The sequence below is a fragment of the Thioalkalivibrio sp. ALE25 genome (genome assembly GCF_000377285.1).
Lineage (GTDB): Bacteria > Pseudomonadota > Gammaproteobacteria > Ectothiorhodospirales > Ectothiorhodospiraceae > Thioalkalivibrio.
Genome location: NZ_KB897931.1, coordinates 145414 through 171232 on the forward strand (window position 1 = coordinate 145414; position 25819 = coordinate 171232).

At 67.7% G+C, this 25819-nt stretch carries 26 protein-coding genes; 6 read left to right on the forward strand and 20 right to left on the reverse strand.

All coding sequences use genetic code 11. The features are described from left to right. The first annotated feature begins 22 nt into the window (after positions 1–22). On the forward strand, positions 23–448 hold the full coding sequence (locus C996_RS0107765; RefSeq protein ID WP_018866887.1) for a DUF1841 family protein: 426 nt from the start codon (positions 23–25) through the stop codon (positions 446–448). Here C996_RS0107765 and C996_RS0107770 read toward each other — a convergent pair. From C996_RS0107770 to C996_RS0107780, 3 genes are read right to left on the reverse strand one after another with little or no spacing between them, the layout of a single operon-like run. Next, positions 426–3584: an efflux RND transporter permease subunit gene (locus tag C996_RS0107770; RefSeq protein WP_018866888.1), complete on the reverse strand. Its 3159-nt coding sequence runs from the start codon at positions 3582–3584 to the stop codon at positions 426–428. The two genes, C996_RS0107765 and C996_RS0107770, sit on opposite strands and share 23 nt — an antisense overlap. Further along, the gene (locus C996_RS0107775) at positions 3581–4708 is read right to left on the reverse strand and encodes an efflux RND transporter periplasmic adaptor subunit (protein ID WP_018866889.1); all 1128 of its coding nucleotides are present in this window, start codon (positions 4706–4708) and stop codon (positions 3581–3583) included. The genes C996_RS0107770 and C996_RS0107775 overlap by 4 nt, the downstream gene beginning before the upstream one ends. 30 nt (positions 4709–4738) lie before the next feature. Continuing rightward, complete coding sequence (locus tag C996_RS0107780; RefSeq protein WP_026279246.1) at positions 4739–5197, reverse strand: hypothetical protein; 459 nt, start codon at positions 5195–5197, stop codon at positions 4739–4741. Positions 5198–5659: 462 nt separating this feature from the next. Between C996_RS0107780 and C996_RS0107785 the strand changes: the two genes are divergently transcribed. Continuing rightward, positions 5660–6091, forward strand: a complete 432-nt coding sequence (locus tag C996_RS0107785) for an SRPBCC family protein (protein WP_018866891.1) — start codon at positions 5660–5662, stop codon at positions 6089–6091. 30 nt (positions 6092–6121) lie between these two features. Here the strand turns inward: C996_RS0107785 and C996_RS0107790 are convergent, their stop codons facing one another. From C996_RS0107790 to C996_RS0107810, 5 genes are all read right to left on the reverse strand, one after another. Further along, a complete protein-coding gene (locus C996_RS0107790; RefSeq protein WP_018866892.1) occupies positions 6122–7486 on the reverse strand; it encodes a YihY/virulence factor BrkB family protein in 1365 nt (454 codons plus the stop codon). A 38-nt stretch (positions 7487–7524) separates the two neighbouring features. Further along, a complete protein-coding gene (locus C996_RS0107795; RefSeq protein ID WP_018866893.1) occupies positions 7525–8154 on the reverse strand; it encodes a YdbL family protein in 630 nt (209 codons plus the stop codon). 89 nt (positions 8155–8243) lie between these two features. Continuing rightward, the gene (locus C996_RS0107800) at positions 8244–10319 is read right to left on the reverse strand and encodes a hypothetical protein (RefSeq protein WP_018866894.1); all 2076 of its coding nucleotides are present in this window, start codon (positions 10317–10319) and stop codon (positions 8244–8246) included. After that, the gene (locus C996_RS0107805; protein WP_018866895.1) at positions 10319–11110 is read right to left on the reverse strand and encodes a YdcF family protein; all 792 of its coding nucleotides are present in this window, start codon (positions 11108–11110) and stop codon (positions 10319–10321) included. The genes C996_RS0107800 and C996_RS0107805 overlap by 1 nt, the downstream gene beginning before the upstream one ends. Before the next feature lie 24 nt (positions 11111–11134). Beyond that, positions 11135–11617, reverse strand: coding sequence for a Crp/Fnr family transcriptional regulator (locus C996_RS0107810; RefSeq protein WP_018866896.1), 483 nt, complete (start codon positions 11615–11617; stop codon positions 11135–11137). A gap of 111 nt (positions 11618–11728) precedes the next feature. On the opposite strand from C996_RS0107810, the gene C996_RS0107815 reads away from it, so the two are divergent. After that, positions 11729–12187: a DUF6231 family protein gene (locus C996_RS0107815; RefSeq protein WP_018866897.1), complete on the forward strand. Its 459-nt coding sequence runs from the start codon at positions 11729–11731 to the stop codon at positions 12185–12187. Between the two features lie 30 nt (positions 12188–12217). Here the strand turns inward: C996_RS0107815 and C996_RS0107820 are convergent, their stop codons facing one another. From C996_RS0107820 to C996_RS0107830, 3 genes are read right to left on the reverse strand one after another with little or no spacing between them, the layout of a single operon-like run. Beyond that, positions 12218–13537, reverse strand: a complete 1320-nt coding sequence (locus tag C996_RS0107820; RefSeq protein WP_018866898.1) for an MFS transporter — start codon at positions 13535–13537, stop codon at positions 12218–12220. A 22-nt stretch (positions 13538–13559) separates the two neighbouring features. Next, positions 13560–14294, reverse strand: a complete 735-nt coding sequence (locus tag C996_RS0107825) for an MBL fold metallo-hydrolase (protein ID WP_018866899.1) — start codon at positions 14292–14294, stop codon at positions 13560–13562. 19 nt (positions 14295–14313) lie between these two features. After that, positions 14314–15015, reverse strand: a complete 702-nt coding sequence (locus C996_RS0107830) for a metalloregulator ArsR/SmtB family transcription factor (protein ID WP_018866900.1) — start codon at positions 15013–15015, stop codon at positions 14314–14316. 217 nt (positions 15016–15232) lie between these two features. On the opposite strand from C996_RS0107830, the gene C996_RS0107835 reads away from it, so the two are divergent. Then, on the forward strand, positions 15233–15682 hold the full coding sequence (locus C996_RS0107835; RefSeq protein WP_018866901.1) for a hypothetical protein: 450 nt from the start codon (positions 15233–15235) through the stop codon (positions 15680–15682). Between the two features lie 415 nt (positions 15683–16097). On the opposite strand, the gene mnhG is transcribed toward C996_RS0107835, so the two are convergent. From mnhG to C996_RS0107880, 9 genes are all read right to left on the reverse strand, one after another. Next, a complete protein-coding gene (mnhG, locus tag C996_RS0107840) occupies positions 16098–16493 on the reverse strand; it encodes a monovalent cation/H(+) antiporter subunit G (protein WP_018866902.1) in 396 nt (131 codons plus the stop codon). Beyond that, positions 16486–16761: a monovalent cation/H+ antiporter complex subunit F gene (locus tag C996_RS0107845; RefSeq protein ID WP_026279247.1), complete on the reverse strand. Its 276-nt coding sequence runs from the start codon at positions 16759–16761 to the stop codon at positions 16486–16488. The genes mnhG and C996_RS0107845 overlap by 8 nt, the downstream gene beginning before the upstream one ends. Positions 16762–16776: 15 nt before the next feature. Beyond that, entirely contained in the window at positions 16777–17250 is a 474-nt protein-coding gene (locus tag C996_RS0107850; RefSeq protein ID WP_018866904.1) for a Na+/H+ antiporter subunit E, read from the reverse strand. Then, positions 17247–18743 carry a Na+/H+ antiporter subunit D gene (locus C996_RS0107855; protein WP_018866905.1) on the reverse strand — a complete coding sequence of 499 codons (1497 nt, stop codon included), beginning with the start codon at positions 18741–18743 and terminating at the stop codon, positions 17247–17249. The genes C996_RS0107850 and C996_RS0107855 overlap by 4 nt, the downstream gene beginning before the upstream one ends. Then, positions 18740–19087: a Na+/H+ antiporter subunit C gene (locus tag C996_RS0107860; RefSeq protein WP_018866906.1), complete on the reverse strand. Its 348-nt coding sequence runs from the start codon at positions 19085–19087 to the stop codon at positions 18740–18742. Before C996_RS0107860 ends, C996_RS0107855 begins: the two co-directional genes overlap by 4 nt. Then, positions 19087–19512 (reverse strand): Na+/H+ antiporter subunit B, encoded by a 426-nt coding sequence (locus C996_RS0107865; protein ID WP_017942333.1) that lies wholly within the window; start codon positions 19510–19512, stop codon positions 19087–19089. Before C996_RS0107865 ends, C996_RS0107860 begins: the two co-directional genes overlap by 1 nt. Beyond that, a complete protein-coding gene (locus tag C996_RS0107870; protein ID WP_018866907.1) occupies positions 19509–21809 on the reverse strand; it encodes a putative monovalent cation/H+ antiporter subunit A in 2301 nt (766 codons plus the stop codon). Before C996_RS0107870 ends, C996_RS0107865 begins: the two co-directional genes overlap by 4 nt. Before the next feature lie 193 nt (positions 21810–22002). Next, entirely contained in the window at positions 22003–22704 is a 702-nt protein-coding gene (locus tag C996_RS0107875; RefSeq protein ID WP_026279248.1) for a TIGR04211 family SH3 domain-containing protein, read from the reverse strand. A gap of 135 nt (positions 22705–22839) precedes the next feature. Beyond that, positions 22840–24174, reverse strand: a complete 1335-nt coding sequence (locus C996_RS0107880) for a hypothetical protein (protein WP_018866909.1) — start codon at positions 24172–24174, stop codon at positions 22840–22842. Positions 24175–24378: 204 nt separating this feature from the next. Here C996_RS0107880 and C996_RS0107885 point away from each other — a divergent pair, with 204 nt between their 5' ends. Beyond that, positions 24379–24693 carry a hypothetical protein gene (locus C996_RS0107885; protein WP_018866910.1) on the forward strand — a complete coding sequence of 105 codons (315 nt, stop codon included), beginning with the start codon at positions 24379–24381 and terminating at the stop codon, positions 24691–24693. Between the two features lie 162 nt (positions 24694–24855). Then, the gene (fabA, locus tag C996_RS0107890) at positions 24856–25368 is read left to right on the forward strand and encodes a 3-hydroxyacyl-[acyl-carrier-protein] dehydratase FabA (protein ID WP_018866911.1); all 513 of its coding nucleotides are present in this window, start codon (positions 24856–24858) and stop codon (positions 25366–25368) included. Positions 25369–25819 lie beyond the last annotated feature (451 nt).

A 25819-nucleotide genomic window follows, 5' to 3' on the forward strand; every position in this document is an offset into this window, starting at 1 on the left:
CCCAACTCCGAGGACAACCCGCATGTACGGCAACCGCGACCAGATCCGCACCCAGTTCGTCGACGCCTGGCAGAAGGCGCAGGCCGGCGAGCCAGTCACCGACCTGGAGCAGCAACTGGTGGACGTGATCTCGGAACACCCCGAGTACCACGAATACCTGAAGGACCGCGAGACCGCGCTGACCGGCGAGTTCCCGCCCGAGCTGGGCACCTCCAATCCGTTCCTGCACATGGCGATGCACCTGAGCCTGCGCGACCAGGCGCGTACCGACCGGCCCGCGGGCATCCGCGAACTGCACCAGGGCCTGTGCGCCCGGTTTGGCGTGATGGACGCGGAACACCGGATGATGGAATGCCTCGGCCAGACCCTGTGGGAGGCCCAGCGCAGCAACAGCGCACCGGACGAGAACGCCTACCTCGAGTGCCTCAAGCGCCTGGCGAGCCGGTAGCCGACTGTTCGGCTGGCGCCGGCTGCCGGTCCAGTCCCAGCCGATCCAGCAGCACCAGCATCGCGGGGGTGAACAGCAACGTCAGCGGCGTGGCGACAAACAGCCCCCCGGCGATCGCGGTCGCGAGCTGCACCCAGAAGCCGGTCACCGGCGCCCCGACGTAGAAATCCCTTCCGGCGAAGTCCACGGTCCAGGCCAGCACCATCGGCATCAGGCCGAGGATGGTGGTGATCGCGGTCAGCAGCACCGGCCGCATGCGCTGGGCCGCCGCGCGCAGGGCCGCCTCCAGGGCATCCAGCCCGCGCCCGCGCTGCTCGTTGTAGGTGTCGATCAGCACGATGTTGTTGTTCACCACGATCCCGGCCAGCGCCAGCACCCCGATCCCGCTCATCACGATGCCGAATGGCTCGCCGCGCAGCAGCAGGGCCAGTAGCACCCCGGCGGTGGAGAACACGATCGCCGACATCACCAGCAGCGCCTGCGAGAACCGGTTGAACTGGGTAACCATCATCGCGAGCATCAGGAACAGCGACAGCGCAAAGGCCGCGAGCAGGAAGCGCGCCGCCTCGGCCTGCTCCTCGGCCTGGCCGCGAAACCGCAGCTGCACCTCCGGGTCCAGGTCCATGCCGGCGATGCGCGCCTCCAGCGCGCGCTGGCGCTCGTCCACCAGGTAGCCACTGGCCGCATCCGCCTCGAGGCTGTAGGCGCGATCGCCGTCGCGGCGCTTGATCAGACCGGTGGCCGGTACCGGCACCAGTTCCGCGAAATGCGCCAGCGGCACCAGCCCGGTCGCGCCGGGCAGGTTCAGGGTGGCCAGTTGCTGCAGGTGGCGCTGCTCCGCCGGCAGGCGCAGGCGGATATCCACCTCCTCGTCGCTGTAGTCCGGGCGGTAGCTGCCGAGCTGGATGCCGCGGGTCAGCAGCTGCACCCCCTCGCCCAACAGCGGCACGTCCACGCCGAAGCGCGCCGCCTGCTCACGATCGAAGCGCACCTCCAGCTCCACCCCGGGCAGTGGCAGGTCGTCGGTCACGTCCTCGAAGCCGCCCAGCTCGTCCATCGCACTGCGGATCTCGCGGATCACCGGCGCGATGCGGTCAGCCTGGCGGCTGGAGGCCTCGACCACGATCGGCCGGCCCTCGCGCGGCCCGCGTTCCTGGGCGCGAAACTGCAGGCGGATGCCCGGCAGGTCGGCGGTACGCTCGCGCAGGTCCTCGATGATCGCGGCCGCCGGCGGGCGCTCGCGCCAGGAGATCAGTTCCAGCTGGATCAGGCCGACCAGGTCTTCCGGGTAGTCGCCCTGCAGCCGCCCGAGCTGGGTACCGATGGTCCGCGCATAGACATGCTGGATCTGCGGCACCCCCTGCAGGCGCCCCTCCACCTGTCTCACCAGGGCGTCCGCCTCCCACACCGACAGGTCGCCGCGCGCCTGTACCTGCACCTGCACGAAGTCGGGCTCCACCTGCGGGAAGAACTCCACCCCGCGCCCCTGCTGGGCATACAGCGCATAGGCGGCGGCGACCAGCGCCAGCGTGCCCGCGAGCGTCCAGACGGGGCGACGCACCAGCGGCTGCAGCAGGCGGATATAGGCGCGGGTCAGGCCCTGCAGTTCGTCATAGCGGCCATCCTCGGCCGCGCGCACGTAGCGCGTCTGGGCCGCGTTGATCGGGTGGCTCTGGCCGATCACCGACCCCAGCGCCGGAATAAATACCAACGCCATCGCCAGCGAGGCGATCAGGGTCACAATCACCGTGGCCGGCAGGTAGACGATGAACTCACCGACCATGCCGGGCCACAGCAGCATCGGCGCGAACACCGCCAGCGTGGTCCCGATCGCGGTGGTGATCGGCCAGGACATGCGCTGCGCCGCGGCGCGGAAGGCCTCCCGCCGCGGCATGCCCTCGGCCACATAGCGGTCAGCCAGCTCCACCACCACGACCGCGCCATCCACCAGCATGCCGACCACCAGAATCAGCCCGAACAGCACCACCACATTGAGCGTGAAGCCCATCAGATAGATCGCCAGGATGCCGCCGAGGAAGGCCCCGGGGATGGCCACCCCCACCAGCAGGGCCGCGCGCGCGCCCATCATTGCCAGAATCACCAGCGCCACGATCAGCACCGCAGCGATCACGCTGTTCTCGAGATCGCCCAGCAGGTCGTCGACATCGCGCGCCATGTCCTGCAGGTAGGTGACCTCGACCGTCTCCGGCCAGTCGGCCCGCGCCACCTCGATGGTCGCGCGCGCGGCCGCCACCACCTCCAGGATGTTGGCCTCCGAGGCCTTGCGGATCTCCAGCGACACCGAGGGCTGGCCGTCGATGCGGGTGAAGCCTTCCGGGTCCAGATAGCTCTGGCGGACCTCGGCGACATCGCGCACTCGCACCACCGCGTCGCCCTCCACCCGGATCGCGGTATCCAGCACGTCGTCGACGTCATCGATGGTGCCCGGCACCCGCAGCGGGATGCGCCCGGCGCCGGTATCCAGCGCCCCGGCCGCAACCAGACGGTTGTTGCGTTCGATCGCCCGGGTCAGCTCGTCGAACGACAGCTCGAAGGTCTCCAGCACCAGCGGATCGACCAGCACCTCCATCTGCTCCTCGCGATCGCCGCCGACATCCGCCTCCAGCACCCCGGGGATCGCCTCCACGCGGTCGCGCAGGTCGCGCGCCAGACGCACCAGCGTGCGCTCGTCCAGCGGCCCGGACAGGTTCAGCGTGAGCACCGGGAACAGCGACAGGTCGACCTCGGAGACGCTCGGGTCCTCGGCCCCGGCGGGCAGTTCCGGGCGCACCTGGTCGACCTCCTCGCGCAGGTCCGACAGGGCCCGGCGGTTGTCCCAGCCGGGCTCGAAGTCCAGCCGCACCAGGGCAAAGCCCTCGCCGGCCCAGGACTGCATCTCGTCCACCCCGGGCAGGGTCTGCGATTCGCGCTCCAGCGGGCGCAGCATCAGGCGCTCGGCATCCTCCGGACTGACCCCCGGATAGGGCACGGACACGAAGAAGATGGGGATGTCGATCTCGGGGGCCGCCTCCTTGGGCACCACCTGGTAGGCGGTCGCGCCCAGCACCAGGATCAGTAGCAGGAACAGCAGCACCGTCCGGGCGTGCTCCACCGCCCAGGCGATCAGGGCCTTCACCGCAGGGCCTCGCCCACCGGTTCCGGCCCGGCCGCGCCCGTCGATGCCTCCATGGGCCGGGGCCGCACGGTCTCGCCCGGGGTCACGAAGCCGTGGCCGATGGTGATCACCCGCGCGCGCTCCGGCAGCCCGGTAACCCAGACGCCGTCGGTGGCGGCACGGATCACCTCGACCGCGTGGAAGACCACCCGGTCGTCGTCATCCACCGTCTTCACCCCGACCCGGCCGCTGTCGTCCAGCCCCATCCAGGCCGGCGACAGCTTGTGCGCCGCGACCGTCTCGGTCGGGATCTCGACCCCGGCGCTGATCCCCGAGGGCAGCGCCTCGTCGGCATTCGGGACCTCGACCTCCACGCGGAAGGTCTGGGTGCCAGCCTCGGCCACCCGCGAGACGAACCGCACCTCGCCCTCGGCGCGACGCCCGTCGAGGAAGCGAATACGCGCCGCCTGGCCCGACTCCACCCGCCCGATCTGGTGCTGCGGCACGTGCACCACCGCCAGCAGCGGGTCGTTGTCCACGATCTCCGCTACCGGGTCTCCACGGGCCACGAAGTCGCCCCGTTCCGCCAGACGCTGATTCACCACCCCGGCCACCGGCGCGATGATGCGCGTGTTGCGGATATCCAGCTCGATCGCCTCCAGCTCCGCGCGGGCGGCCTCGCGCTCGGCCTCGCGGGCCTCCAGCTGGGTGCGCGACACATGGCCCTGATCGTGCAGCCGCTGGGCGGCCTCGAATTCGCTCTCGGCGCCGCGCAGCCGCGCGATCGCCTGGCGCCGGCGCGCCTCGCGGTCATCCATGCGCAGCCGCGCCAGCGGCGCGTCGGCCGCCACGCGTGCCCCGCGGGCCACCTCCCACTCGGCCACCTGGCCGGCGGTCTCGGCGCGCACCAGCACGCGCAGATCCGGCTCCACCCGCCCCTGCAGCACCAGCAGGCGCTCCACCGGCTCCGCCTCCAGCGCGGTCACGGCCACGGCCATCGGCTGCGGCTCGGCCGCCCGCGGCGCCTCGTCGGCCTCGCGCCCGAACATCCCCGAGGCGATCCAGAGGATCACCAGCAGCAGGATGCCCAGCGCGATCAGCACGCGCGCCTGCCCGCGCAGGCGCTGCCACCAGGAATCAGCCATCGCCGCGCCTCCGCTGGGTACCGGCGGTACTCATTTCGCCCCGCCGAACAGACGCTGCCACCAGCGCCGGCGGCTCCCGGTCGGCGGCATCGCCGCCTCCAGGTCCACCGGCGGCACGCGCGACAGCACCCAGCCCGGCAGCACCCGCAGCCCCGAGGAGCCGCAGCTGGAGCCGAGGTTGTTGGGGTCGAAGATCTTCACGAATTCCGGCGCCTCGCGGTCATCGACGTAGACGATCCCGCAGTAGTCCTCGTCGTGATCCTGCCGCAGCAGGGTGTCGACCTCGTCGATGAAACGCCGGAAATCCTCTGCGGAGACCGGTTCCACGGGCACGGTATCCCCTACCGCGTAGATGTACCAGCCGCCATCGGCGCGGTCGCGCAGCCGCGTCCACAGCCGCTCCAGCTGCTCCCAGTACAGGATGCCGGTGGAACCGGCCTCGAAACGTTGCAGGAAGTCGGGCACGGGCCCTTGGGACGCTGGATTCATACGGAGATCCGTTTATCCGGAAAAGACCCTTATCCTAGGGAAACACTGATCAATGTACACACTCGCGTTGGCACCCCAGGTTCTTCGAGACCAGGCGCGTCGTGCGGCGGGTAGTGGTTCTACCCGCCCGTTTTTGATGGATTCGGGGCGCAACGCAGGATCGGGGAACCTGGGGTGCCAACCCCACAACCTATTGAACGAAGGGGCTCGGCCGCCCGTTGTTGACAAAAACGGGCGCGGGAACGGCGTTGCGGCTCCCTTGTGCAGAATGACTGCACGGCAGTCACCGCGCCTTGTTCGCACGCAAAAGCGACTCGAGCGCGAGCGTGCACATTAATCAGTGTTTCCCTCGGGAAACAGCGGTGAATGTACACGCTCGTGTAGTTCCCGCATGGCTTGCAGGGAACCCCCGACCGGGGCCAGGCTCTTAAACGGAAAGCCTTTAGCCAAGAAGACTGCGCCATGCGAACCATCTCCCACGCCACTTCCCTGCGCGCCGAGCCGGAACGGGTCTTCGAGTTGCTGAGTCACGTGCCCAACTTTGTCGACCTGTGCGACCACGTCGAGCATATCGAGTGCCTGGGTGACGACTGCTATCGCTGGACCATTCGGGCCGCCGGGATGCGCATGGATTTCGATGTCGAGGTCTGCACCGCGATCGCGCCGGAGCACTTTGCCTGGCGCTCCATCCGCGGGGTGCAGAACCGGGGCAGCTACCGCCTGAGCCCCGAGGGCGAGGACCGCACGCGCGTGGAGTTCGAACTGGAGTACAAGCTGAACCCGCTGCTCGACGCGGCCGTGCGGCGCGCGGCCCAGTCGCTGGTCGACCGGGTGTCGGGCCAGCTGATGGCACGGGCCCAGCAGCGGCTGGACGCCGAGGCGGCCCGTTCCTGACCCCAAACCTGAACCCAGCGTGGCCGGGTGTCAGGCGGTCTCCGCCGCGGCACTGGCATCGGGGCGCGCCAGCAGGTCGCGCAGGGTGCGCCCGTTCAGGCGCTCCTCGCGCGCCTGATCCACCTCTTTCAGCGTCGTCTCCACACTCAGGCTGCCGCGCAGACGACGAATGGCGTGGTCATCACTGTCCTCGCGCAGCGCCTCCAGGATTTCGTCCACGCGGATCGCGTCCAGGTCGCGGGCCGGTACCAGATGCTGGCCCTCGCTTCCCGCCTTCAACAGCAGACCGGCCTCTTCCAACCGGCGCGCCGCATCACCCAGGGCATTGCCCGGCACCGCCAGGGTCGCGGCCACCTCGTCCAGGGTGGGTGCCGGGCGCCCGTCGTGAAAGCGCTGGCCGACCTGCTGCATCAGGTGCAGCCCCATGCGTTCGCGTGCCGCCCCGGACAGGCGCAGGCGGATGCCGCGCACGTTCATGTACTCCGGGTGCTGGACGAAGAAGGCGACATTGGCCCCGATCAGCAGGATCAGCCAGGCGAGGTAGATCCAGATCAGCAGCATGATCATGATGGCGAAGCTGGAATAGATCGCCGCATAGCGCGTTGAACCCGCCACCATGTTGGCGAATACCCAGCCCACGCTCTGCCACAGGAAACCGGCCACCACCGCGCCGATCAGCGCCGGGAGGATCTTGACCCGGGTGTTCGGCACGAACACGTAGATGAACGCGAACGCGGAGATGATCAGGATGTACGGCACCAGCCGCGAGATCTCGGTAATCAGCATGCCGAAGGGTTCGACCCCGGCAATCGCCTGCATCGCGGCCGATGACATCACCGTGGCGGTCAGCCCCAGCGCCGAGACCACCAGCACCGGACCAATCAGGATCACCGACAGGTAGTTGGAAAAGCGCTGGGCCAGGCTGCGGCTGTTCTCCACCCGCCAGATGGTGTTGAAGGCCAGCTCGATCTTCTGCACCAGTGCGATCACGGTGTACACGAGGAACAGCAGGCCCACGAAGCCGAGCACGCCCACGCGCATATTGTCGACAAAGTCGAGCACGTTGTGGGCGATCTCCACCCCCTGCTCGCCCAGCGGCTCGAGCACGCCCAGCAGGAACGGCTCCACCGCATTGTGGGCACCAAAGGCCTTGAGCACCGAGAACGACAGCGCCAGCAGCGGCACCATCGACAGCAGGGTGGTGTAGACCAGGCTCATCGCCCGCAGCGTCAGCTGGCCCTCGGAGACCTCGCGGGCCAGGCCGAACAGGCCCCGCACGACACCCAGCGGGACCGCCTTCCACCAGGGCAGCGCCGAGAGTTCCATGTCCTGGACCAGCTCGACCAGCTGGCGCCGGCGGGCATCCAGGCGTTCGGCCCAGGCTACGCCCGCCACGCATTACTCCCGTGGGTATGTGGCCCCGTCACCAGGCCCTACTTCTGCCGCCACTGGCCGTTACGGTCCTGGTACCAGTAGCCCGCCGGGGCCTCTTCCACCCAGACGCGGGCAAAGGTCTCGCGGATCTGGCGTTCCCAGTCCGGGCGGTCATTGGCGCGCGCGATCTCGCGGTAGAGCGAATCGCGGTCGGAGTTCTCCTCGCTGACCTGGCGCTGTACGGTGCTGCGGTCCCGCAGCGGCACCTCGGAGAGGTCACGGATCACCACGTCGCCGTTGTTGCCGAACCCGATCGCCCCGCTGCGGAAATGCGGCGCCAGCTGCGGCGCCCGCTCACGCATCGAGGCCCGGATGCGATTGATCGCCGGGGTCTCGATCTGCAGGTCCGGGCTCTGCGCCGCGGCCGGGCTGACCAGACGCTCCAGCACCCAGGCCAGCACCGGCGTGCTGCCCGTCGCGGCGCCGGCATGACGCGGCTGGGCCGGAAGCTGCGCGCCGGACTCGGACTGCGGCGCGGCCTCGCTGTCCGGCACCTGCAGCGCGTCGCGCACGATGGCGCGCGCCGCCTCCTCCGCCGCGGCGGTGGGGAAGTAGATATTGATGGTCACGCAGCCGGCCAGCAGGGCAAACACCAGCGCCAGTCCCGGAACACTCCACAAAGCCTTCATGCCTGTCATCCCTTGTTCGAGCGGGTCCGTCCCGCATGTGCCCAATCTACACCATCATCCTGAATGGCAACCAAACGCTGAATGCGTGGTTACTGCACCACCGGGTCCTCGCCCGCCTGGATCGTGGCCAGGCGGTTGATCAGCTCCGGCCAGTCGACCCGCCGGTTGTACCCGATCACCTGGATCTGCGGCAGCCCGCCACCCTGGACCAGTACGAACCCGTCATCAGGGCGATCGGCGACGCCAGAGGCGGTGCATACGTCCCCGCGCAGCTCGCAACGGAAACCCAGGCGGCGATAGCTGAAGTTCTCGAAGAAGCGCAGAAAGATCGACGACGCCGCCGCCTGGATCCCGCCGCCCAGCTCGGTGATGTTTTCCACCGCGCGCTGGCTGATGCGCCGCCGCCCCGGCGCGTCCATCGGCGTCATCAGCTCCAGATCCATATGCACCGGCGACCAGTCCACCATCACCAGGTCGTTCACGTGGCCCGACAGACGGCCCTGGATACGCCCGAAATCGAAGGCACGGGTGACCAGTTCCAGATCCAGGCGCTGAATCTGCGTCGACAGCCCCAGCTCCGGGGCGTAGCCGAACAGATCGTGGATGTAGACATCGCGCAACACCACCTCGCCGTCAAACACCTGCACCAGCAACCGCCCGTCCACGTTCAGGTCGCCATCCTCCAGGCGGACGCGCGGGATCATTCCCGCCACCTGCCCGGAGAACCGGGGCCATCCCAGCACCTCGGTCAACGGCTCCAGGCTGATGGCCCGGATGCCGCCCTGAAACTGCACATCCGGCCCGGTCTCCGTCTGCTGCAGACTGAAGGCCCCGACCCGCAGCCCACCATCGAGGATCGGGATCTCGGTCGCCTCCAGTAACTCCAGTCCCTGTGGCCGCGCCCGCACCTGCGCGCTGAAGGCATCGAACGGGAGCCCGTAGAGATGGGCGGCATCCACTTCGATGCGCCCCGGACCGCCCGGCACCGTGTCCGACCAGTCGAGACCACCCCGCGCCCCACTGAGACCGAAGCGTCCCCGGCGATCCTGCGCCTCCACCCCGGACCACTCCGCACGCATGTAACGCGGCATGGAATCCTGCAGTTCGATCTCGCCCGCCAGGTGACCCGCGACATCCAGCTCGCCCAGCGGGGTCCCCACCAGCCAGGGCGACAGTAGGGTGTCGTAGATCACCCCCAGCGCCGCGATCTCCGCCTGGACCCGGCCCTCCAGCCCGCGCCCGGGCGCGAACGCCAGGTCCTGCCCCTGCAGGGCCGCCGCCGCCCCATAGTCCAGCGAGAGCGAATCCGTGCGCGCCGAGCCGTTGTCGGCGTCCGCCACCAGGCCACGGGCCTCCAGCACGACCGGCCCCTCGGCGTCGAGATCCACGAACCAGGGATCCACGAACACCACGCCTGCCGTCACGGCCGCCTCCACATCCCAGCCGTTCGCGTCCCCCGCGACCCACAGTCGCGCATCCAGCTCCTCGCCCGCCTGCAGCCCGAGGTCATCGCTGAAGGCGAGGTCATGGACCCGCAGGGTGCCTTCCGAACGGCCGCGTTCACGCCAGCGCAGCGCAACATCCGCCCGGCCCTGCCCGAGGTGCACGGGCAGCTCCATCGGCAGGCGCGGGGAGGCGGCCAGCGCCGCCAGATCAATGCCGTCGAGATCGGCCCGCACATCCCAGCCGCGCGCCGGGTCGCGGTGCACACGAACATCCCCGCTGGCCCCGAACCAGCCCGGCCAGGCGCCCGCCAGGGTCAGCTGACCGCTCTCGCGGCCCCAGACCAGGCGCACCCGCGCGCCGCGCAGGTCCAGATCCCCGGCATCCCCCCAGAGCCGGGCGGCCTCGCAGCGGACCTCGGTACGGCCGAGCCGCAGGTCGCCACATTCCACCCGCAGTCGTCGCAGGGTCCCGATCGGGGCGGGAAGCTCGACGCGTTCCGCGCGGATTTCCAGCGACAGGCCTTCGCGCGTCCATTGCACCCGCGTACTCAGGCCGCGGGCATCGAGATCCTCGCGCAGCAGGGATTCGATCTGCAGGTCGAGCTGGACACCGCCGGCAGCCGATGGGGATTCGGCGGCCGTCACCGACCCCGCCAGCAGGAAAAACACCAACCCGGCCGCCGCGGCCACTGCGCCCGGTGCACCGCGCCGCGCGTGCATCAGGCCGGGTCGCCCCGCTCCGGCAGGCGATCGCGCAGCGGGCGCGCCAGACGCGCCAGCCACTCGCGCAGGGCGAAGCGGGAGGTCTCCAGGGCGTCCAGTCGCGGCAGGAAGTCCTCGACCCGGATCGGGTCACCGGTCGGGCCGCGGAAACCGGCCGGGGCCGGGTCGGCGGCCAGTCCCGCGCGCTCGAAGCAGGCCAGCGCCCGCGGCAGATGTAGCGCCTGGGTCACCACCAGTACCCGCTGCACATCACTGTTCTGGAGTCGCTGGCGGGTGTGGGTGGCGTTCTCGCAGGTGTTGCGCGAGGTGTTCTCCAGCCAGCGCACCGGCACCCCCAGATCGCCCTGCAGGCTCGCCGCCATAAGCTCGGCCTCGGAGCGCCGCCCCGGCAAGGCACCCGGACGCCCGCCGGAGACCAGGATCGGCAAGCCGGTATCGCGGTGCAGCCGCGCCGCATGGCGCAGGCGCTCGTGGGTCTGCGGGTTCAAGGCGTCACGCCCGCCGTCCTCGGCGCGCCCGGGCCAGCGGCCACCCCCCAGCACCACGATGGCATCGGCCCGACCCACCGCGATCACGCCGTCGCGCAGATCACGCTCGATGCTGTGGGCCAGCGGCTGGGCCACGATGTTCAGGCTTGGCAGCACCAGCGCCAGCAGGCCCAGGGCGAGCAGCGCCCGCCCGCCCCGCCAGTCGGCGCGCCACAAGGCCACGCCCACAAGGGTCAGCGTGATGCCCAGCCCGGGCGGCAGCAGCAGGTGCTCGGCGATCGTCTGCAGGGTGGCGAGCACGAGAGTCTCCGCCCGCGACCGGGGTTACTTCTTGCCCGGGGAGTAGAGATAGTGGGCGTAGGTGGCCACGTCCTCGGAGACCCGGCGGATCAGGTGATCCAGGCTGATGATGGCAAACTCGAGCAGGTTCACCGCGATGTACGGCTGCTCGACACGCAGGCGGTCGTACATGGAGCGCGACAGGCGCAACAGGCGGGTATTGTCGCTCAGGGCACGCATGCGCACGCCGCGCGGCACGCGGTCGAAGAACGACATGGACCCGGCCAGTTCGCCGGTCTGCATGCGGCCGACCTCGATCTCCTGGCTGCCGTCGTCGTGGTACAGCGCAGCGGTCCCGCTGACCACGAAGAACAGCGACTCCCCGACCTCGCCGATGTCCGCGATCACCTGCTTGTGATGGGTCTCCACCACTTCCAGGTACTCGAGCAGGACTTCGACCTCGGCCGGCGTCAGGGACGCCGAGATCGGGTGCTTGGAGAGGAATTCGGTCAGCAGTTCCTTGGACATGGAGAGGGTTCCTTCTGACGGGTCCGCGGTAGAAGTGAGAGTGCTTTAGAGTATAACGAACACGGCCCCGGGACGGGGCCGACACGCCACGGAACGCCGGGGAGGTAGCCCTTGATCGACATCGACGTCCTGCGCCGTAACCTGCCGCGACGCCTGCGCGAGGGGCGCACCCTCCTGCTGGTCGCCGCCCCGGAGACCACGGACAGTCCACCGGATGTGGAGCAGGAAACGGTGGCAGCGTTTCTCGAGCATCCGCCCGAGCCACGAGTGCCGCTGGTCCTGCTCCCGGACACCCTCAGCGCGCTGGATGTGACCACCGGACAACAACTGCTGGGCGGCCTGCGCGACCGCTGGGCCGACGAGGTGCTGATTCTGCATCGGCTGGACGACCAACGCTGGGACCTGAACGACTTCCTGGCGCTCGGATTCCGGCGCGACCCCGAAGCCGAGACCGCCGCGCCGGATCACGCGGTCTATCGCACCAGCCTGTACGACTACAAGCTCACTCCCGACTGGCTGAACGCCCGGTTCTGGGCGAACCCCGAGATGTGGGACAAGGCCCGCTGGTAACGCTGTGCCGGGCGAATCGCGACGCGGGGACTACTCGTCGCGGGGGTTCAGGCGCGGATGCGTCTCGTCACCCCACCACCAGACCAGCGCACCGGATGCAAACATCGCGATCACCACGAACCAGAAGCCCCAGATCACCGAGCCGCCCAGGTGGGCCACGATGCCCAGGCCCAGGGCCCCAACGCCGTAGCCGAGATCGCGCCAGAAGCGGTAGGTACCGATGGCCGAGCCGCGCCAGTTCGGGTGCGCAATGTCCGCCACCGCCGCACTGAGGTTCGGGTACAGCAGCGCCATGCCGAACCCGGTCACCGCCGCCGCGAAGGACCACCACAGTACGCCCTCGCCGAGCAGGGTCAGGGCGACCCCGCCGCCACAGATCCACATCCCCCAGATGATCGGCTGGCGTCGCCCCACGTGATCCGACAGGCGCCCGGTGAGGAACTGCGAACCGCCCCAGACGAAGCCGTAGATCCCGACGACCCAGCCGATCGCCGCCAGACTGAGCCCCTGCTGATACAGGAACACCGGGTAGAACACCCAGACCAGCGCATCCACGAACTTCTCCACCAGCCCGGCCTGACTGAACGCCGCCATGCGCCGGTCGCGCCAGGACATCAGGGTGAACACCTGCCAGGTCGTCGGCGTGTCGGGGATATTCGTCGGGTAACGCGGCACCGGGCCGGTGGACTGACCGGCCGCATGCCGGGCACCCTCGGCCTTTGCCCAGTCGAGGGTCTCGCGCACGAACACGGCGGTCATCACGATCGCCAGGGCGATCACCACCAGGCCGAAGATCAGCAGGCCCCAGCGTGGCCCGAACCCGGCCGCCATATAGCCGGTCACGATCCCCGCCACGGCAACCCCGACATACCCGGAGAACTCGTTCATGCCCATGGTGAAACCGCGCTCGTCGGCGCGGGTGATATCCATCTTGGCGGTCTGCGTCATCGACCACGCCAGCCCCTGGTTCACGCCCAGCAGGACGGTCGCCGCGACGATCCAGCTCCAGGACGGTGCGTAAAGGATCATGAACGGGATCGGGATGGCCGCCACCCAGCCCAGCATCAGGACCGTCTTGCGCCCCAGCCGCTCGGACAGGCGCCCGGCAACGAAGTTGAGCGCCCCCTTCACGACCCCAAAGGCGACCACGAACGCGGTCAGCAGCATGAACGAGCCCTCGGCCACACCGAACTCGCTCTCCGCCAGCGCCGGCACGACCGTGCGCATCATCCCGATGGTCAGACCAACGAAGAAGACCTGGATCAGTTGCTGCCCGAACTGCCCGAGGTTCTCCCGAATCCCGTGCGTCAGATGGGCGTAGGCCTCCGCGGTCTTGTGATGGTCCGTCATGAAGAGTCCCTCTGCTATCGGATCAGGAGGCGATATTCGCCGCGACGTAGGCATCCATTCCCACCGGGCGCGGGGGGATGTTCTGGGTCAGAAAATCGACGAACGCCTCCCGCTCACCGATCGCAAGCCCCGGGTTGAAGCGCTTTTCGAACCCGAGCGTCGACGACGGCTTCCCGGACAGCCCCGCGCCGCAGGCACTGCCGGCATAGTGACCGGGATAGATCTCCAGTTCGTCCGGAAGGCCCAGGAGGCGCTCGTGAAGGCTGTCGAACAACCGTCCCGCCATCTCGCGCTCCCGCCCGGCCAGATCGGGGCGTCCAACACTGCCGATGAACAGCGTATCGCCCGTAAGAACGAACCAGGGCTGGTCCCCGCGGCGTTTGTCGGTCACCAGAAGACACAGGCTGTCCTCCGTGTGACCGGGGGTATGGATCACCTCGACCTCGACGTTGCCGACCTCGAGCCGATCGCCATCCTCCAGCGCATGGAAGTCGAACTCCACCACCGAACGATCCGACGCATGCAGGCAATACTCCGCCCCGGCACGTCGGGCCAGGTCACGGCCACCGGAATAGTGATCGGCATGCACATGCGTGTCGATCACATGCGTGATGGCAACACCCGCCTCGGCGGCCCGCTCCAGGAACCATTCCTGGTCCCCGTCCACGACATCCACCGCGATGGCCTTGCCCAGCGATCCACAGCCGAACAGGTAGGACAGCGACGACTCCCGGGTGGGCAATTGATGAAAAAACATGACACTCCTCCTGGACCGTTCACCGGTCGCGTTCTTTTTGTCGGTTGTCCTCATCGGCGCTCACGGGCAGACCGTGGTAGCGCCACTCCGCGATGCCGTCCTCGAGCCGGCTGGCCCGGATGCCGTGCCGACCCAGGATCTGGACGGCCTCGCTCGCCATCAGGCAGTACGGTCCTCGGCAGTACGCCACCACGGGGCGGTCAGTCGGCAATTCGCCCAGCCGGTCGCGCAATTCGCTGACGGGGATGGATCGGGCATAGGGAAGATGGGCGCTGGCGTATTCCATGCCCGGACGTACGTCGAGCACGATCACCTCGCCGCGCCGCGCCCGCTCGAGTAGCTGTTCGCCCGCCATGGGGGCCAGATCGCCCGCACCCTCGGCGATCTCTCGAGTGGCGGCCTGCAGCTCCAGCAGCCGTTCTTCGGCCAGTGTTCGCAGCATCACCCAGAAATCGGCGACATGCCGATCGACCAGGCGGTAGAACATGTACCGGCCTTCGCGCCGGGCCTCCACCAGCCGCGCAAGGCGCAGCTCCTTCAGGTGGGCACTGGCCAGCTTCACACTGATCTCCGCGTCCGACGCCAGTTGTTCGACGCTCTTCTCCCCCTGCACGAGGATCTCGATCAGCTCCAACCGCTTGGGACTGGCGGCCGCGCGGGCAATGCGGGCCACCTGCTCGTACAGGAGATCTTTGAGTTCGCGTCCGGACACCGCACACATTCCAATATTCGTTGGAATATAAGCTAACCAACGCGCGCCGCCAACGCAAGCCCTGCTTACGCACCCGCGCGGGACCGGACCCTCCGGTTTTTGGGGCATTCTGGCGAACGAAGTAATTCCTGAGTACGGTACTCGGGAACTTCGATTAGAAGTTGCTTACTAACTGAATGACTATCCCGTGCCCACGGGCACCCTTCCCCTGCAAAAGGAGGACGTCATGAGTCAGCTGATCAACAACTTCCCGGCCGACGGCGTGGTCACCATCAACCGCGTGATTCTGAAGCCGGAGTACACCATCGACGACCTGCAGGAGCGTGTCGCGGTCCTCTGCGAGAACGTGAAGACCTACCACTCGGATACCGGCTTTGTCGGCGGCTTTGTCGCCCTGAACTCCGGCGCGGTCTCCAACGAGGGCTCGACGATCGGTCAAGCGGTCGAGAGCCCGATGAAGGACAAGGAAGCGCTGATCATTACCTTCTGGAACAGCTTCGAGGAACACGAGGCGTCGCATCAGAGCGAGACCTTCCAGCCCCTGTTCCAGCAGGTCCTGGAACTTTGCGAGAACGGGAACGAGGAGATCGCCTACGAGATGCTCTGGTCCGGCGCGGCCTACGACCCGGAACAGGCCAAGGCCGCCCGCCAGGCCAAGGAAACCCACGCGGCCTGACGGCTGCATGCCGGGAGCGATCCCGGAACAAGGAACTGTCGTCTCTCCAACGACTGTACCCATTGCCGGGGCCTAACGCCCCGGCTTTTTTGTCGGCCGCCCTGGTCGCGCCTCCATAGCGCCCTGCAGGAGCCTGCTTGCAGGCGAATTCCCCTGACCACGTCTGACTTTGGCAGGGGCTTCGCCTGCGAGCAGGCTCCTACGATGTTTGGGGTGTGCTGAACCGGGGGTCATCTCAAGCATCCGGGCTCTTTCTGACGCCGGAGATCCCGGCTCTGCGCTTCACCCCGGCCGGGTGACCGCATGGCCTCCGAACGCAGATGGGTGTCCTCTCGCCCCGGCCGCGCCAGCCCCAAACGAACGAACCCCGCGGCATGGCCACGGGGCTCACTGGGTATACCGAAAAGCATCGGTCTCAGCGCGATGCGTCGTCCCGATCCTCGGGCTCGTGCATCTCCGGCGGCGAAGACAGGGTGTGAGTCTTCTCGTCGTAGCGTCCCTTCAGCTCGTCGGTCTTGCTGTGTTCCCACAGCGGGACACCGACGAAATAACCCGCGCGCCCGATCGCATGGGCGGCCACCGGCGCGGTCAGCAGCAGGAAGCCGATCACCGCCACCGCGCGCGTGGTCACGCCGCCGTCACCGAAGTACACCGCGACCCCGACCATCATCAGGCCAGCCCCCAGCACGCCCGCCTTGGTGGTCGCGTGCAGGCGCATCGGCAGGTCGGGCATGCGCACCAGGCCCAGCGCCGCCACGACCATGAACGCCGCACCCACCACCAGAAACAGCCCCGTGAAGAACTCAGTCATCGTCGCGATGCCCCCCTTTCTCCAGATAACGGGCAAAGCCGACCGCCGCGAGGAACGCGGTCAGCGCCAGCACCATAGCCACGTCGATGAACGGGGTGCGGCCGCTGGAGATTACATACACCGCGATAAAGCCAATCGTCAGCGATGCGATCAGTTCCAGCGCGACCACGCGATCGGGCAGGGTCGGCCCCAGATACAGCCGCCAGAACCCCAGCAGCAGGGCGATACTCAGCAGCACATTGGAAGCGATGATGGCGATATCGAACATCTGCATCCCCTGCGCCTAGCGCAGGACCTCCAGCGCGCGGTGTTCCAGGTACTTGATGGAGCGGATCACCTCGTCCCGATCCTCGATGTACATCACGTGGATGTACAGCACCTTCTTGTCGGTGGACACGTCGAGGCTCAGCGTTCCCGGGGTCAGCGAGATCAGGTTGGCGACGATGGTGATCTCGCCATCGGTCCTGGCATCCAGGGGGAAGGCGATCACGCCCGGCACCATGTGGTGGGTCGGCGTCATCACGTCATACGCCACCTTCAGATTGGACAGGAACAGCTCCCAGAGGAAGTAGCCAATGAACGCGATGAACTTGGGCACCCGCCGCGCGTAGCTCGAGAAACCCGGCTTGTCGCGCAGCGCGAAGGCCAGCAGCACATAGCCGAGGAAGAACCCCACGAGCAGGTTGCCGGTGCTGAACGTGCCGGTCAGGAAGACCCAGATCAGGGCCAGCGCGATATTCCAGGTCAGCGCGATCATGGCTGTGCCCCCAGTACCGCCTCGATGTACTGCGACGGATCCAGCAGCTGTTCGGCCGACATCAGGGCCATCTGGTAGATCGGCTCGCCGTACAGGCCAATGGCCACGGTCATCAGCGCCAGCATGATCACCGGGAGCCACATCCAGATCATCGGACCGGAGGTCACGTCATCGGTCTCCACGCCTTCCGGCTGCGCCTTCCAGAATACCTCGGCCCAGATCTTGATCATCGAGTAGAGCGTCAGCAGCCCCACCACCAGCGCGACCGCCACCACCCAGTAGGCCTCGGCCTCGATGCCCGCGCGGATGATGATGAACTTCGCGAAGAACCCGGACAGCGGCGGCAGCCCTGCCAGCGACAACGCCGGGATCAGGAACAGCACACCCAGCATCGGATTCGTGCGGTAGATCCCGCCCATCTGCTTCAGCTCGTGGGTGCCCTTCATCACGAAGGTGATCCCGCTGATCAGGAACAGATTCGCCTTCACGATGATGTGGTGCATGATGTAGAACACCCCGCCGACCAGCGCCAGCGGCGTAAACAGCGCCAGCCCCATGATCATGTAGCCGATCTGGCTGATGATGTGGAACGACAGGATGCGCCGGAACTCGTAATGCGCCGCCGCCCCGAGCACGCCGGTCAGCATGGTCGCGGCCGCGACCCACAGCAGGATCTCGTGGGTGTAGTCCACGTCCTGATTGAAGATCAGCGTGAACACGCGGAACAGCGCATATACCCCGACCTTGGTCAGCAGACCCGCGAAAAGCGCGGATACCGCGACCTTGGGCGTGTGATAGGAGGCCGGCAGCCAGAAGAAGAACGGGAACGCCGCCGCCTTCACCCCGAACGCGACCAGGTACAGCATCGCGATCACGGTGATCAGCCCGGTGTCCTCCACCGTGGCCAGCTTGTCCGCGATGTCGGCCATGTTCAGCGTGCCGGTCAGACCATAGGTCAGGCCGATCGCGGTCAGGAAGATCATCGACGACAGCAGGTTCAGGGTGACGTACTTGATCGCCCCCTCCATCTGCGCGCGTTCCCCGCCCAGGATCAGCAGGGCGAAGGACGCGACCAGCATCACCTCGAACCACACGTAGAGGTTGAAAATGTCGCCGGTCAGGAAGGCGCCGTTCACCCCCGCCAGCAGCAGGTGCAGCAGCGGGTAGTAGCCGAACTTCTCCGACATCTTGCCGATGCCGGAGAGCGAATACAGCGCGGTGGCAAAGCCGATGATCCCGGTCAGCACCACCATGATCGCGGCCAGCATGTCGGACACCAGCACGATCCCGAACGGAGCGGGCCAGGAGCCCATCTCCATCACCACATGGCCGTGCTCCCAGGTATCCGCCAGCAGCCAGACGGAGACCGCCAGCATTGCGCCGGTGCCGAGCACGCCGAGCGAGCGCTGCGCGAAATGCGAGCGCCAGAACATTACGGACAGTGCGCCGAACAGCAGCGGCAGCACGACCGGAAGGGCTACCGACATCATCATCGATCGGTGTCCTTCATCTGATCCATGTCATCGGCCTGCACCACCTCGTAGGCGCGGTGAATCAGCACCACGGCGAACGCCAGCACCCCGAACCCGATCACGATCGCGGTCAGCACCACGGCCTGGGCCAGCGGATCGGCGGATACGCCCTCGGGCACCGTGTCGCCCGGCGCGATCAGCGGCGGCGCACCGGAGGTCATGCCGGCCACGGTGAAGATCAGCAGGTTGGCGGCATTCGACAGCAGTACCAGCCCGATCACCAGCTTCACGATCGAGCGGCGCAGCATCATGTAGATGGCCGCGGCATACAGGCCGCCCACCACAAAGGCCATGACGACTTCCATCAGTCTTCCGCCTCCGCGAGGTTCAGCATGATGGTCAGCACGGACCCGATTACCACCAGGTACACCCCGATATCGAAGATCAGCACGGTGGAGAGCTTCATCTCGCCGAACAGCGGCGCGGTGAACTCCCACCACTGGGCGGTGAAGAAGGCCTCCCCGCGGAACACCCCGGGGATCGCGCTGATCACGGCCAGCACCATGCCAACGCCCAGCACGTCGCGCGGGTCCACGCGCAGCACCTTGCGCGCCGACTGGATATCCATCGAGAACAGGTAAAGCACGATCGCCGCGGCCGCGACCAGGCCGCCGATGAAGCCGCCGCCCGGTTCGTCATGACCGCGCAGCAGCAGGAACACGGAGAACAGCAGCAGCAGCGGCAGCAGGAAATGCCCCGCAGTGCGCAGGATCAGGGAATGCATGTTCATCGGCGGTCCTCCGCGCGGAAACGCAGCATCGCGTACACCCCGATCGCCGCCAGCGCCAGCACGAAGATCTCGCCCAGCGTATCCAGCGCACGGAAGTCCACCAGGACCACGTTGACGATATTGCGGCCGTAGCCGGAGGGCACCGACTCGTCAATGAAGTACTGCGAGATCGACGGGAACAGGCGCGCATCCAGGGTGCTCAGGATCAGCAGCGTGATCATGCCGCCCATCACCAGCGCGATCCCGGCATCGCGCACCCGCAGCGCGGTGGACGACAGGTTCAAGAAACCCGGCAGGCGGAACAGCACCAGCACCAGCAGGATCACGGTCAGGGTCTCGACGAGCACCTGGGTAATACCGACATCCGCCGCGCTGTAAAGCACGTAGACCAGGGCCACGGTAAAGCCCAGCGACCCCAGCGCCGCCACCGCCCCCAGACGCGAGCGCGTCAGCACCGCGAACAGCATCGAGGCCACCAGGATCGCCAGGATCGCGACCTCGTGGATCTTCAGCGCGGCCCAGTCGAGGCCGCCCACGCCGACGTCGAACAGCTGCGCCGTCACCCCGACCAGGCCCGCGGTCATCGCGACGATCACGATCACGTAATAGCGCAGATAGCCGTTCTGCAGCACGCGGGTCTGCCACTCCGACAGTGCCACCAGGCCGTCCATCATCTTGAAGTAGCCCTTCTCCGGGCCGTATTCGGCCGCGCGATCCACCCACGCCAGCGCGCGGCGCGCCTGCTCCCAGCGCCAGTACAGCACCCCACCGGCCACCAGGCTGAACGCGGAGATCGCCAGCGGCCAGTTGATCCCGTGCCACAGCGCCAGGTAGCCATCCACCGGCGCGCCCTGCACGCTGGCCGCCGCGGCATTGATCAGGCCTTCGTCCGCCAGTCCCGGGCCGAGACCGAAGATCAGCCCCAGACTCGCAAGCACCGCCGGGCCGGCGAGCATGGCCACTGGAGCGTCATGGTGCGGCGTCTTCGGCGTATCCACCTTGGGCCCGAACCACGGGCGAATACCGACGATCGCGGCCACCGCGACCCCCAGGATCGCGGTCAGCACCGCCAGCAGCGCGAGGATGCCGCCCAGGCTCGGGGCATCGAGCACGGCCTCCAGCATCAACTCCTTGGCGACGAACCCGAACAGCGGGATCACACCCCCCAACGACAGCGCCGCGAGGATCGCGAACGCCGCCGTCACCGGCAGCGCGCTGCGCAGCCCCCCGGTCTGCAGGAAGTCCTTCGCCCCGGCCTCGTGATCCAGAATGCCGGCGACCATGAACAGCGCACCCTTGTACAGCGAGTGCGCCAGCAGGAAGGCCATTGCCGCCATCAATGCGGTCTCGGTGCCGATCCCGATCAGCATGGTCAGCGTACCCAGAGCCATCACCGTGGAGTACGCCAGCACCTTCTTCACCCCGGTCGAGCGGAAGGCCAGGAACACACCGGTGAACATGGTCACCGCACCGAACAACGCCAGCGTGGTGAACCAGATGTCAGTGCCACCCAGCGACGGGTTCAGGCGCGCCAGCAGGTATACGCCGGCCTTCACCATGGTCGCGGAGTGCAGGTAGGCGGAGACCGGGGTCGGCGCAGCCATCGCGCGCGGCAGCCAGAAATGGAACGGGACCTGCGCCGATTTGGTGAAGGCCCCGATCAGGATCAACAGCAACAACGGCAGGTACAGCGCATGCTCGCGCACCACGTCGCCGTTGTTGAGGATCTCGGACAGCTCCCAGGAACCGCCGGCCATCGCCAGCATGATGATCCCGGCCAGCAGTGCCAGACCGCCGCCCACGGTGACGAACAGGCCCTGCAGGGCGTACTTCCGGGCGTCCGCGTTCTCGTGGTTGTAACCGATCAGCAGATAGGACGTGATGCTGGTCAGCTCCCAGAACACGAACATCGCGACCAGGTTGTCCGCCAGCACCAGCCCCAGCATGGAGCCCATGAAGGCGAGGATGATCACGTAGAAGCGCCCGAGGTCACGGTCCCCCTCGAGGTAGCGCCCGGCGTAGGTGACGATGAAGAAGCCGATGCCCGAGATCAGCAGCGCGAACAGCAGCGACAGCCCGTCCACCAGGAACGAGAGCTGGATATCCAGCCCTGGCAGCCACGGCCAGGCCAGCACGATGGACTCGCCACTGGAGACCGCCGGCAGGAAACTCAGGAAGTAGACGAACAACGCCGCCGGCAACAGACCCAGCACCCAGCCGCTGGCACGGCCGGCCAGGCGGTGCACCGCGGGGGCGGCTGCCGCCAGCAGGAACGTTGAGAGAATTGCGTAGAGCATCCGGCCAGCTCAGTCCTTTTGGTTCCGGGCCAAGGACGCGGCCCGCGGCCACGCATACAAATCGTTCCGTCGCAACCGAGACAGGCCGGTACCTGCCCGTCTCGAACGGTCGCGGAAGCCTACTGACTTGGGTGGGACCGCGCAAGAAACGTGATGTTCCTCGCGCGGACCGTTCCGGGAAACGCGCTGCCGGTCAGACCCAGTCGCTGCGCCGCCTGCGCGTGGGGATGCGCGTCAGGATAATGCCCAGGATCACCGAACCCACGGTGACCAGGGCCCCGGTCATGAACCACTTGCGCTGGCTGTCGGCCTGCATCACCTCGACCTGACGCCGATACTCGTCGGCCGAATCGCGGGACTCGATCAGTTCCTGCTCCAGCCGGCGGTTCTCGCGTTGAATCTCCTGCGGCCGCTCCGCGATATCCCGCAGCTCTTCCAGTTCCGACTCCATATCCGCGATCCGGGCCTGGAGTTCATCTCGCTCGGTCGTCAGTTCGTTGCGCCGGTCCAGCAACTCCGCGATCCGGCCCTCCTGATCATCCGCACCGGAACGGATCTCGGCCAGTTCGGCCTCGACCTCGGCCAGGCGTTCGCGGGAATGCGGCTCGTCCTGCAGATAGCGGGTCAGGATCCACGCCTCGTTGCCGCTGGGCAGGCGCACCCGGCTCCAGCCATCGCCGGATGCCTCCAGCACCGTCAGCGGCTGCCCGGCGCGCACCGCACTGACAATGCGGTTCTGGTTCGAGGGGCCGCCCCGCACGCCGACCTCGAGTTCCTCACTGACATAGCGGGTCTGCTGCGCGGCCGCCCCGCTCCAGGCCACCAGCATCACGCTACCCAGAATCAGCGCCATCGAGCGCATCGACCACCCTTTCATTGTCATCTCTGCTGCCATCTCTTGATTCGCCGGGATCTCCGGCGCCGCATTCTACAGGGGGCAGAAAGCAGCGCACGCAAAGCCGTACCGGGGGTTGATCGAGTTCACATTCCGGCTCCCGGGCGTCCGGGGAAACACTGAGATCAGTGTTTCCTAAGCGAACCGCTCACGCACGGCCCGCGAGGGGAACGTGATCAGATCAAATGCCACCGGCAGCAGACGCCGCACTTGCGCCGCCGCGACCGCCAGCAGGTACAGGATACCCGCCAGCACCGCCAGCACGAGCGTCAGCAGGCCGCCCAGCATGACCCGAGTCGCCTGCAGCACCCCCACCAGCCAGATCGGCGCCAGCGCGACGATCAGGGGTACCAGAAGGCCCAGAACCGCGCCCACCGACTGCTCGAACAGGTTCAGAGTCGGCGGCAGCGCCTCGCCCCCGGCCAGCAGGGTTTCCATCAACTCCTGACGATACGCCACCCACTCCAGATGAAAGCCGCCCAGCGCGGAGATCAGCGCGAGCACGGCCAGCGCAAGGCCTGCCACCACCACCAGTGCCCGGCGCACGCCCTCACTGCCGTCCATCATCGCCTGCGGCAGCAGACGGGAAACGCCGCGGGCCTCGGCCAGCAGCCAGCCCGCGACCGCCGCGGCCCCCAGCAGGGTCGCCACCACCAGATTCGGGAAGGCCACCCCGCCGGCCTCCAGCGAGGCCGGAAACTGCGTCCCCAGGGCCGGATCGAACAGCCGCTGGTACACCACCACGGCCACCGCGGTCAGCACCAGCCCGGCCGCACCCAGCAGCCACTGACTGCCGGCCTGGGCATACGCGGGCAGGTGCCGCTGCGCCGGATGGTCCCGGTTCTCGCAGTTCGCCAGACCGTTATCCAGGCGCTCGCCCTGGCGTTGCAGGTCGGCCAGGCGCCGTTGTACCTGCTCCAGGCGCCCGGTCAATTCGTGCAACGGGGCTTCCAGGCGTCGCCGCGCCGACAGCAGGCCACGCGCCATCTGTCGGTGCTCCTCCATGCCGAGCCGTGCAATCCGCAACACCGTTTCCTGAATGTCCTGCGCCAGGCGCTGCCCCTGCGGGCTTTCACTTACCGGCGTACTGACCAGCGCCTCCAGGCGGCTGACCCAGCCGGGCTCGGCGGAAAGACGCCCCTCGTCGCGGGCATAGGCATCCTCCAGCTGGCGCAGGGTCTCGTGAACCTGCTGGCGCAGATCGGGGATCTCGGCCAGATCGTGGCCCACCAGGCGAGCGTAACGCCGCTCCAGGGCATGGACCGCCACATGAACGCGTTCGGCCTCCAGCCGAGCCAGGTGGGCGTGGTGCCAGCGCTGGGTCGCGTCGCGCAGATGCAGCACCTGCCGCCGCAGGGCACACGTCAGGCGTGTCACGCCGCCGGTCAGCCCCACCAGCAGGCGGCGCAAGGGCCGCCGTGCCAGGTCCAGCACCACGATTGCGACCACGATCCCCAGCACCCACAGCATTACAGTGACGGCCACGACTCCCCCTCGCTTGTTGTTCTTTCAGGCATGGTCCGCGCCCGCCACCTCGGGCGCAACTCCGGGCCCCACCAACCGGTTACCTGATTATGTCGAATCGTTCCGGTTCCCGTCTCCACGCCGGGCCAATCACGCTCAAGTTTGCCGCGCCCGCGCCGATACCCGAATTAAATCCCCGGAGACCTCGCGATGCTCAGCCTCGACCTCATGCCGGCACCCGAACCGGCCCGCACCGAGAACCCCGCCTGGCTCGACGCCGGCTTCACCGCCGGCTGGCTCCCGGCCTTCCGCAACCGCCGCACCGGCGAGGTTCGCGCCAGCCACCTGGAAGACGGGCGCCTGGCCTGTACCCACATCCTGGATACGGTCCCGACCGCGTGGGTGGCCGAGCACGACGATCAGGGCCGCCCCGGCGCCCTGATCGCCGACATCCAGGCCGGCTACCTGCGCGGCGACCGCTTCTTCACCCTCGCGGAACTGCTACGGTATCCCTCCGACGCCTGATCCGGGGCACGCAGAGCTCTCGACAGGTTGTCCCAGGACGTTCCGAGGACAACCTAATCAGCCCCACCCCCGGGACCATCGGCGCACCGCCGAATCCCGCCGTAATTGCTTTTGGGCGCGGGTTTCGGTCCAATACCGGCCTTTTCCCCGAGCGGCGCTCCCATGCAGAAGAATCAGTACGATCGCGACGAACTCCTGGCCTGTGGCTACGGCAACATGTTCGGTCCGGGCAACGCCCAGTTGCCGGTCCCCAACATGCTGATGATGGACCGGGTCCTGGAGATCAACAGCGACGGCGGCCAGTACGGCAAGGGCGAGATGATCGCCGAGCTGGATATCAATCCCGACCTCTGGTTCTTCGCCTGCCACTTCCCCGGCGACCCGGTGATGCCCGGCTGCCTCGGCCTCGACGCCATGTGGCAGCTGGTCGGCTTCTACCTCGCATGGCTCGGCAATCCGGGACGCGGGCGCGCCCTGGGGGTGGGCGAGGTCAAGTTCACCGGGCAGGTCCTGCCGACGGCCAAGAAGGTCACCTACCACATCGACATGAAGCGGGTGATCTCGCGCAAGCTGGTCCTCGGCATCGGCGACGGCATCGTCAAGGTCGACGGCCGCCCGATCTACGAGGCCCACGACCTCCGCGTCGGCCTGTTCACCTCCACCGAAAACTTCTAGGCCCACCGGCTTCCGCCATCGCTAGCGCGGGAGCCGGTTTTCTTCGGGTTCCTACCTTTCCTTGCTTTCTACCCGCCGCCTGCCTCGTGGTGGCTGGTCCTGGAGTGGCATCCGGTGTTTACGAGCCTTCGGTCCGCGTACCGCCGATTGTTGGCTAGGCCTGGTTCGGCATCCGGTGTTTATGGTGCCTTCGTCCGGCCACCTGCCAGGCGCTGACTCGCCAGCGCGCCCCGAGGTACTTCTTTGCTCGTGCAAAGAAGTACCCAAGAAACACGCCCGACTGCCGCGACCCCGGCCCGCTGCGCGGGCTGGGTTTCCCTCGCTCCGAGGGTTTTCGCGGGCGGCGCTGAACTCGCTGCGCCTGCGGCTCCGCTCAGACATCCAGCGCCTTTTCCCCGCGAAAACCCTCTCCACTCGGCGCGACGACAACGGGGGTTCAAGGTCAAGACAA

Excerpts from the sequence above, each read along its gene's own strand:
- C996_RS0107765 (WP_018866887.1), top strand. The coding sequence starts at position 23 with ATGTACGGCAACCGCGACCAGATCCGCACCCAGTTCGTCGACGCCTGG.
- C996_RS0107775 (WP_018866889.1), bottom strand. The coding sequence starts at position 4,708 with ATGGCTGATTCCTGGTGGCAGCGCCTGCGCGGGCAGGCGCGCGTGCTG.
- C996_RS0107780 (WP_026279246.1), bottom strand. The coding sequence starts at position 5,197 with ATGAATCCAGCGTCCCAAGGGCCCGTGCCCGACTTCCTGCAACGTTTC.
- C996_RS0107785 (WP_018866891.1), top strand. The coding sequence starts at position 5,660 with ATGCGAACCATCTCCCACGCCACTTCCCTGCGCGCCGAGCCGGAACGG.
- C996_RS0107795 (WP_018866893.1), bottom strand. The coding sequence starts at position 8,154 with ATGAAGGCTTTGTGGAGTGTTCCGGGACTGGCGCTGGTGTTTGCCCTG.
- C996_RS0107800 (WP_018866894.1), bottom strand. The coding sequence starts at position 10,319 with ATGCACGCGCGGCGCGGTGCACCGGGCGCAGTGGCCGCGGCGGCCGGG.
- C996_RS0107810 (WP_018866896.1), bottom strand. The coding sequence starts at position 11,617 with ATGTCCAAGGAACTGCTGACCGAATTCCTCTCCAAGCACCCGATCTCG.
- C996_RS0107820 (WP_018866898.1), bottom strand. The coding sequence starts at position 13,537 with ATGACGGACCATCACAAGACCGCGGAGGCCTACGCCCATCTGACGCAC.
- C996_RS0107825 (WP_018866899.1), bottom strand. The coding sequence starts at position 14,294 with ATGTTTTTTCATCAATTGCCCACCCGGGAGTCGTCGCTGTCCTACCTG.
- C996_RS0107830 (WP_018866900.1), bottom strand. The coding sequence starts at position 15,015 with ATGTGTGCGGTGTCCGGACGCGAACTCAAAGATCTCCTGTACGAGCAG.
- C996_RS0107835 (WP_018866901.1), top strand. The coding sequence starts at position 15,233 with ATGAGTCAGCTGATCAACAACTTCCCGGCCGACGGCGTGGTCACCATC.
- mnhG (WP_018866902.1), bottom strand. The coding sequence starts at position 16,493 with ATGACTGAGTTCTTCACGGGGCTGTTTCTGGTGGTGGGTGCGGCGTTC.
- C996_RS0107845 (WP_026279247.1), bottom strand. The coding sequence starts at position 16,761 with ATGTTCGATATCGCCATCATCGCTTCCAATGTGCTGCTGAGTATCGCC.
- C996_RS0107850 (WP_018866904.1), bottom strand. The coding sequence starts at position 17,250 with ATGATCGCGCTGACCTGGAATATCGCGCTGGCCCTGATCTGGGTCTTC.
- C996_RS0107855 (WP_018866905.1), bottom strand. The coding sequence starts at position 18,743 with ATGATGATGTCGGTAGCCCTTCCGGTCGTGCTGCCGCTGCTGTTCGGC.
- C996_RS0107860 (WP_018866906.1), bottom strand. The coding sequence starts at position 19,087 with ATGGAAGTCGTCATGGCCTTTGTGGTGGGCGGCCTGTATGCCGCGGCC.
- C996_RS0107865 (WP_017942333.1), bottom strand. The coding sequence starts at position 19,512 with ATGAACATGCATTCCCTGATCCTGCGCACTGCGGGGCATTTCCTGCTG.
- C996_RS0107870 (WP_018866907.1), bottom strand. The coding sequence starts at position 21,809 with ATGCTCTACGCAATTCTCTCAACGTTCCTGCTGGCGGCAGCCGCCCCC.
- C996_RS0107875 (WP_026279248.1), bottom strand. The coding sequence starts at position 22,704 with ATGGCAGCAGAGATGACAATGAAAGGGTGGTCGATGCGCTCGATGGCG.
- C996_RS0107880 (WP_018866909.1), bottom strand. The coding sequence starts at position 24,174 with ATGCTGTGGGTGCTGGGGATCGTGGTCGCAATCGTGGTGCTGGACCTG.
- C996_RS0107885 (WP_018866910.1), top strand. The coding sequence starts at position 24,379 with ATGCTCAGCCTCGACCTCATGCCGGCACCCGAACCGGCCCGCACCGAG.
- fabA (WP_018866911.1), top strand. The coding sequence starts at position 24,856 with ATGCAGAAGAATCAGTACGATCGCGACGAACTCCTGGCCTGTGGCTAC.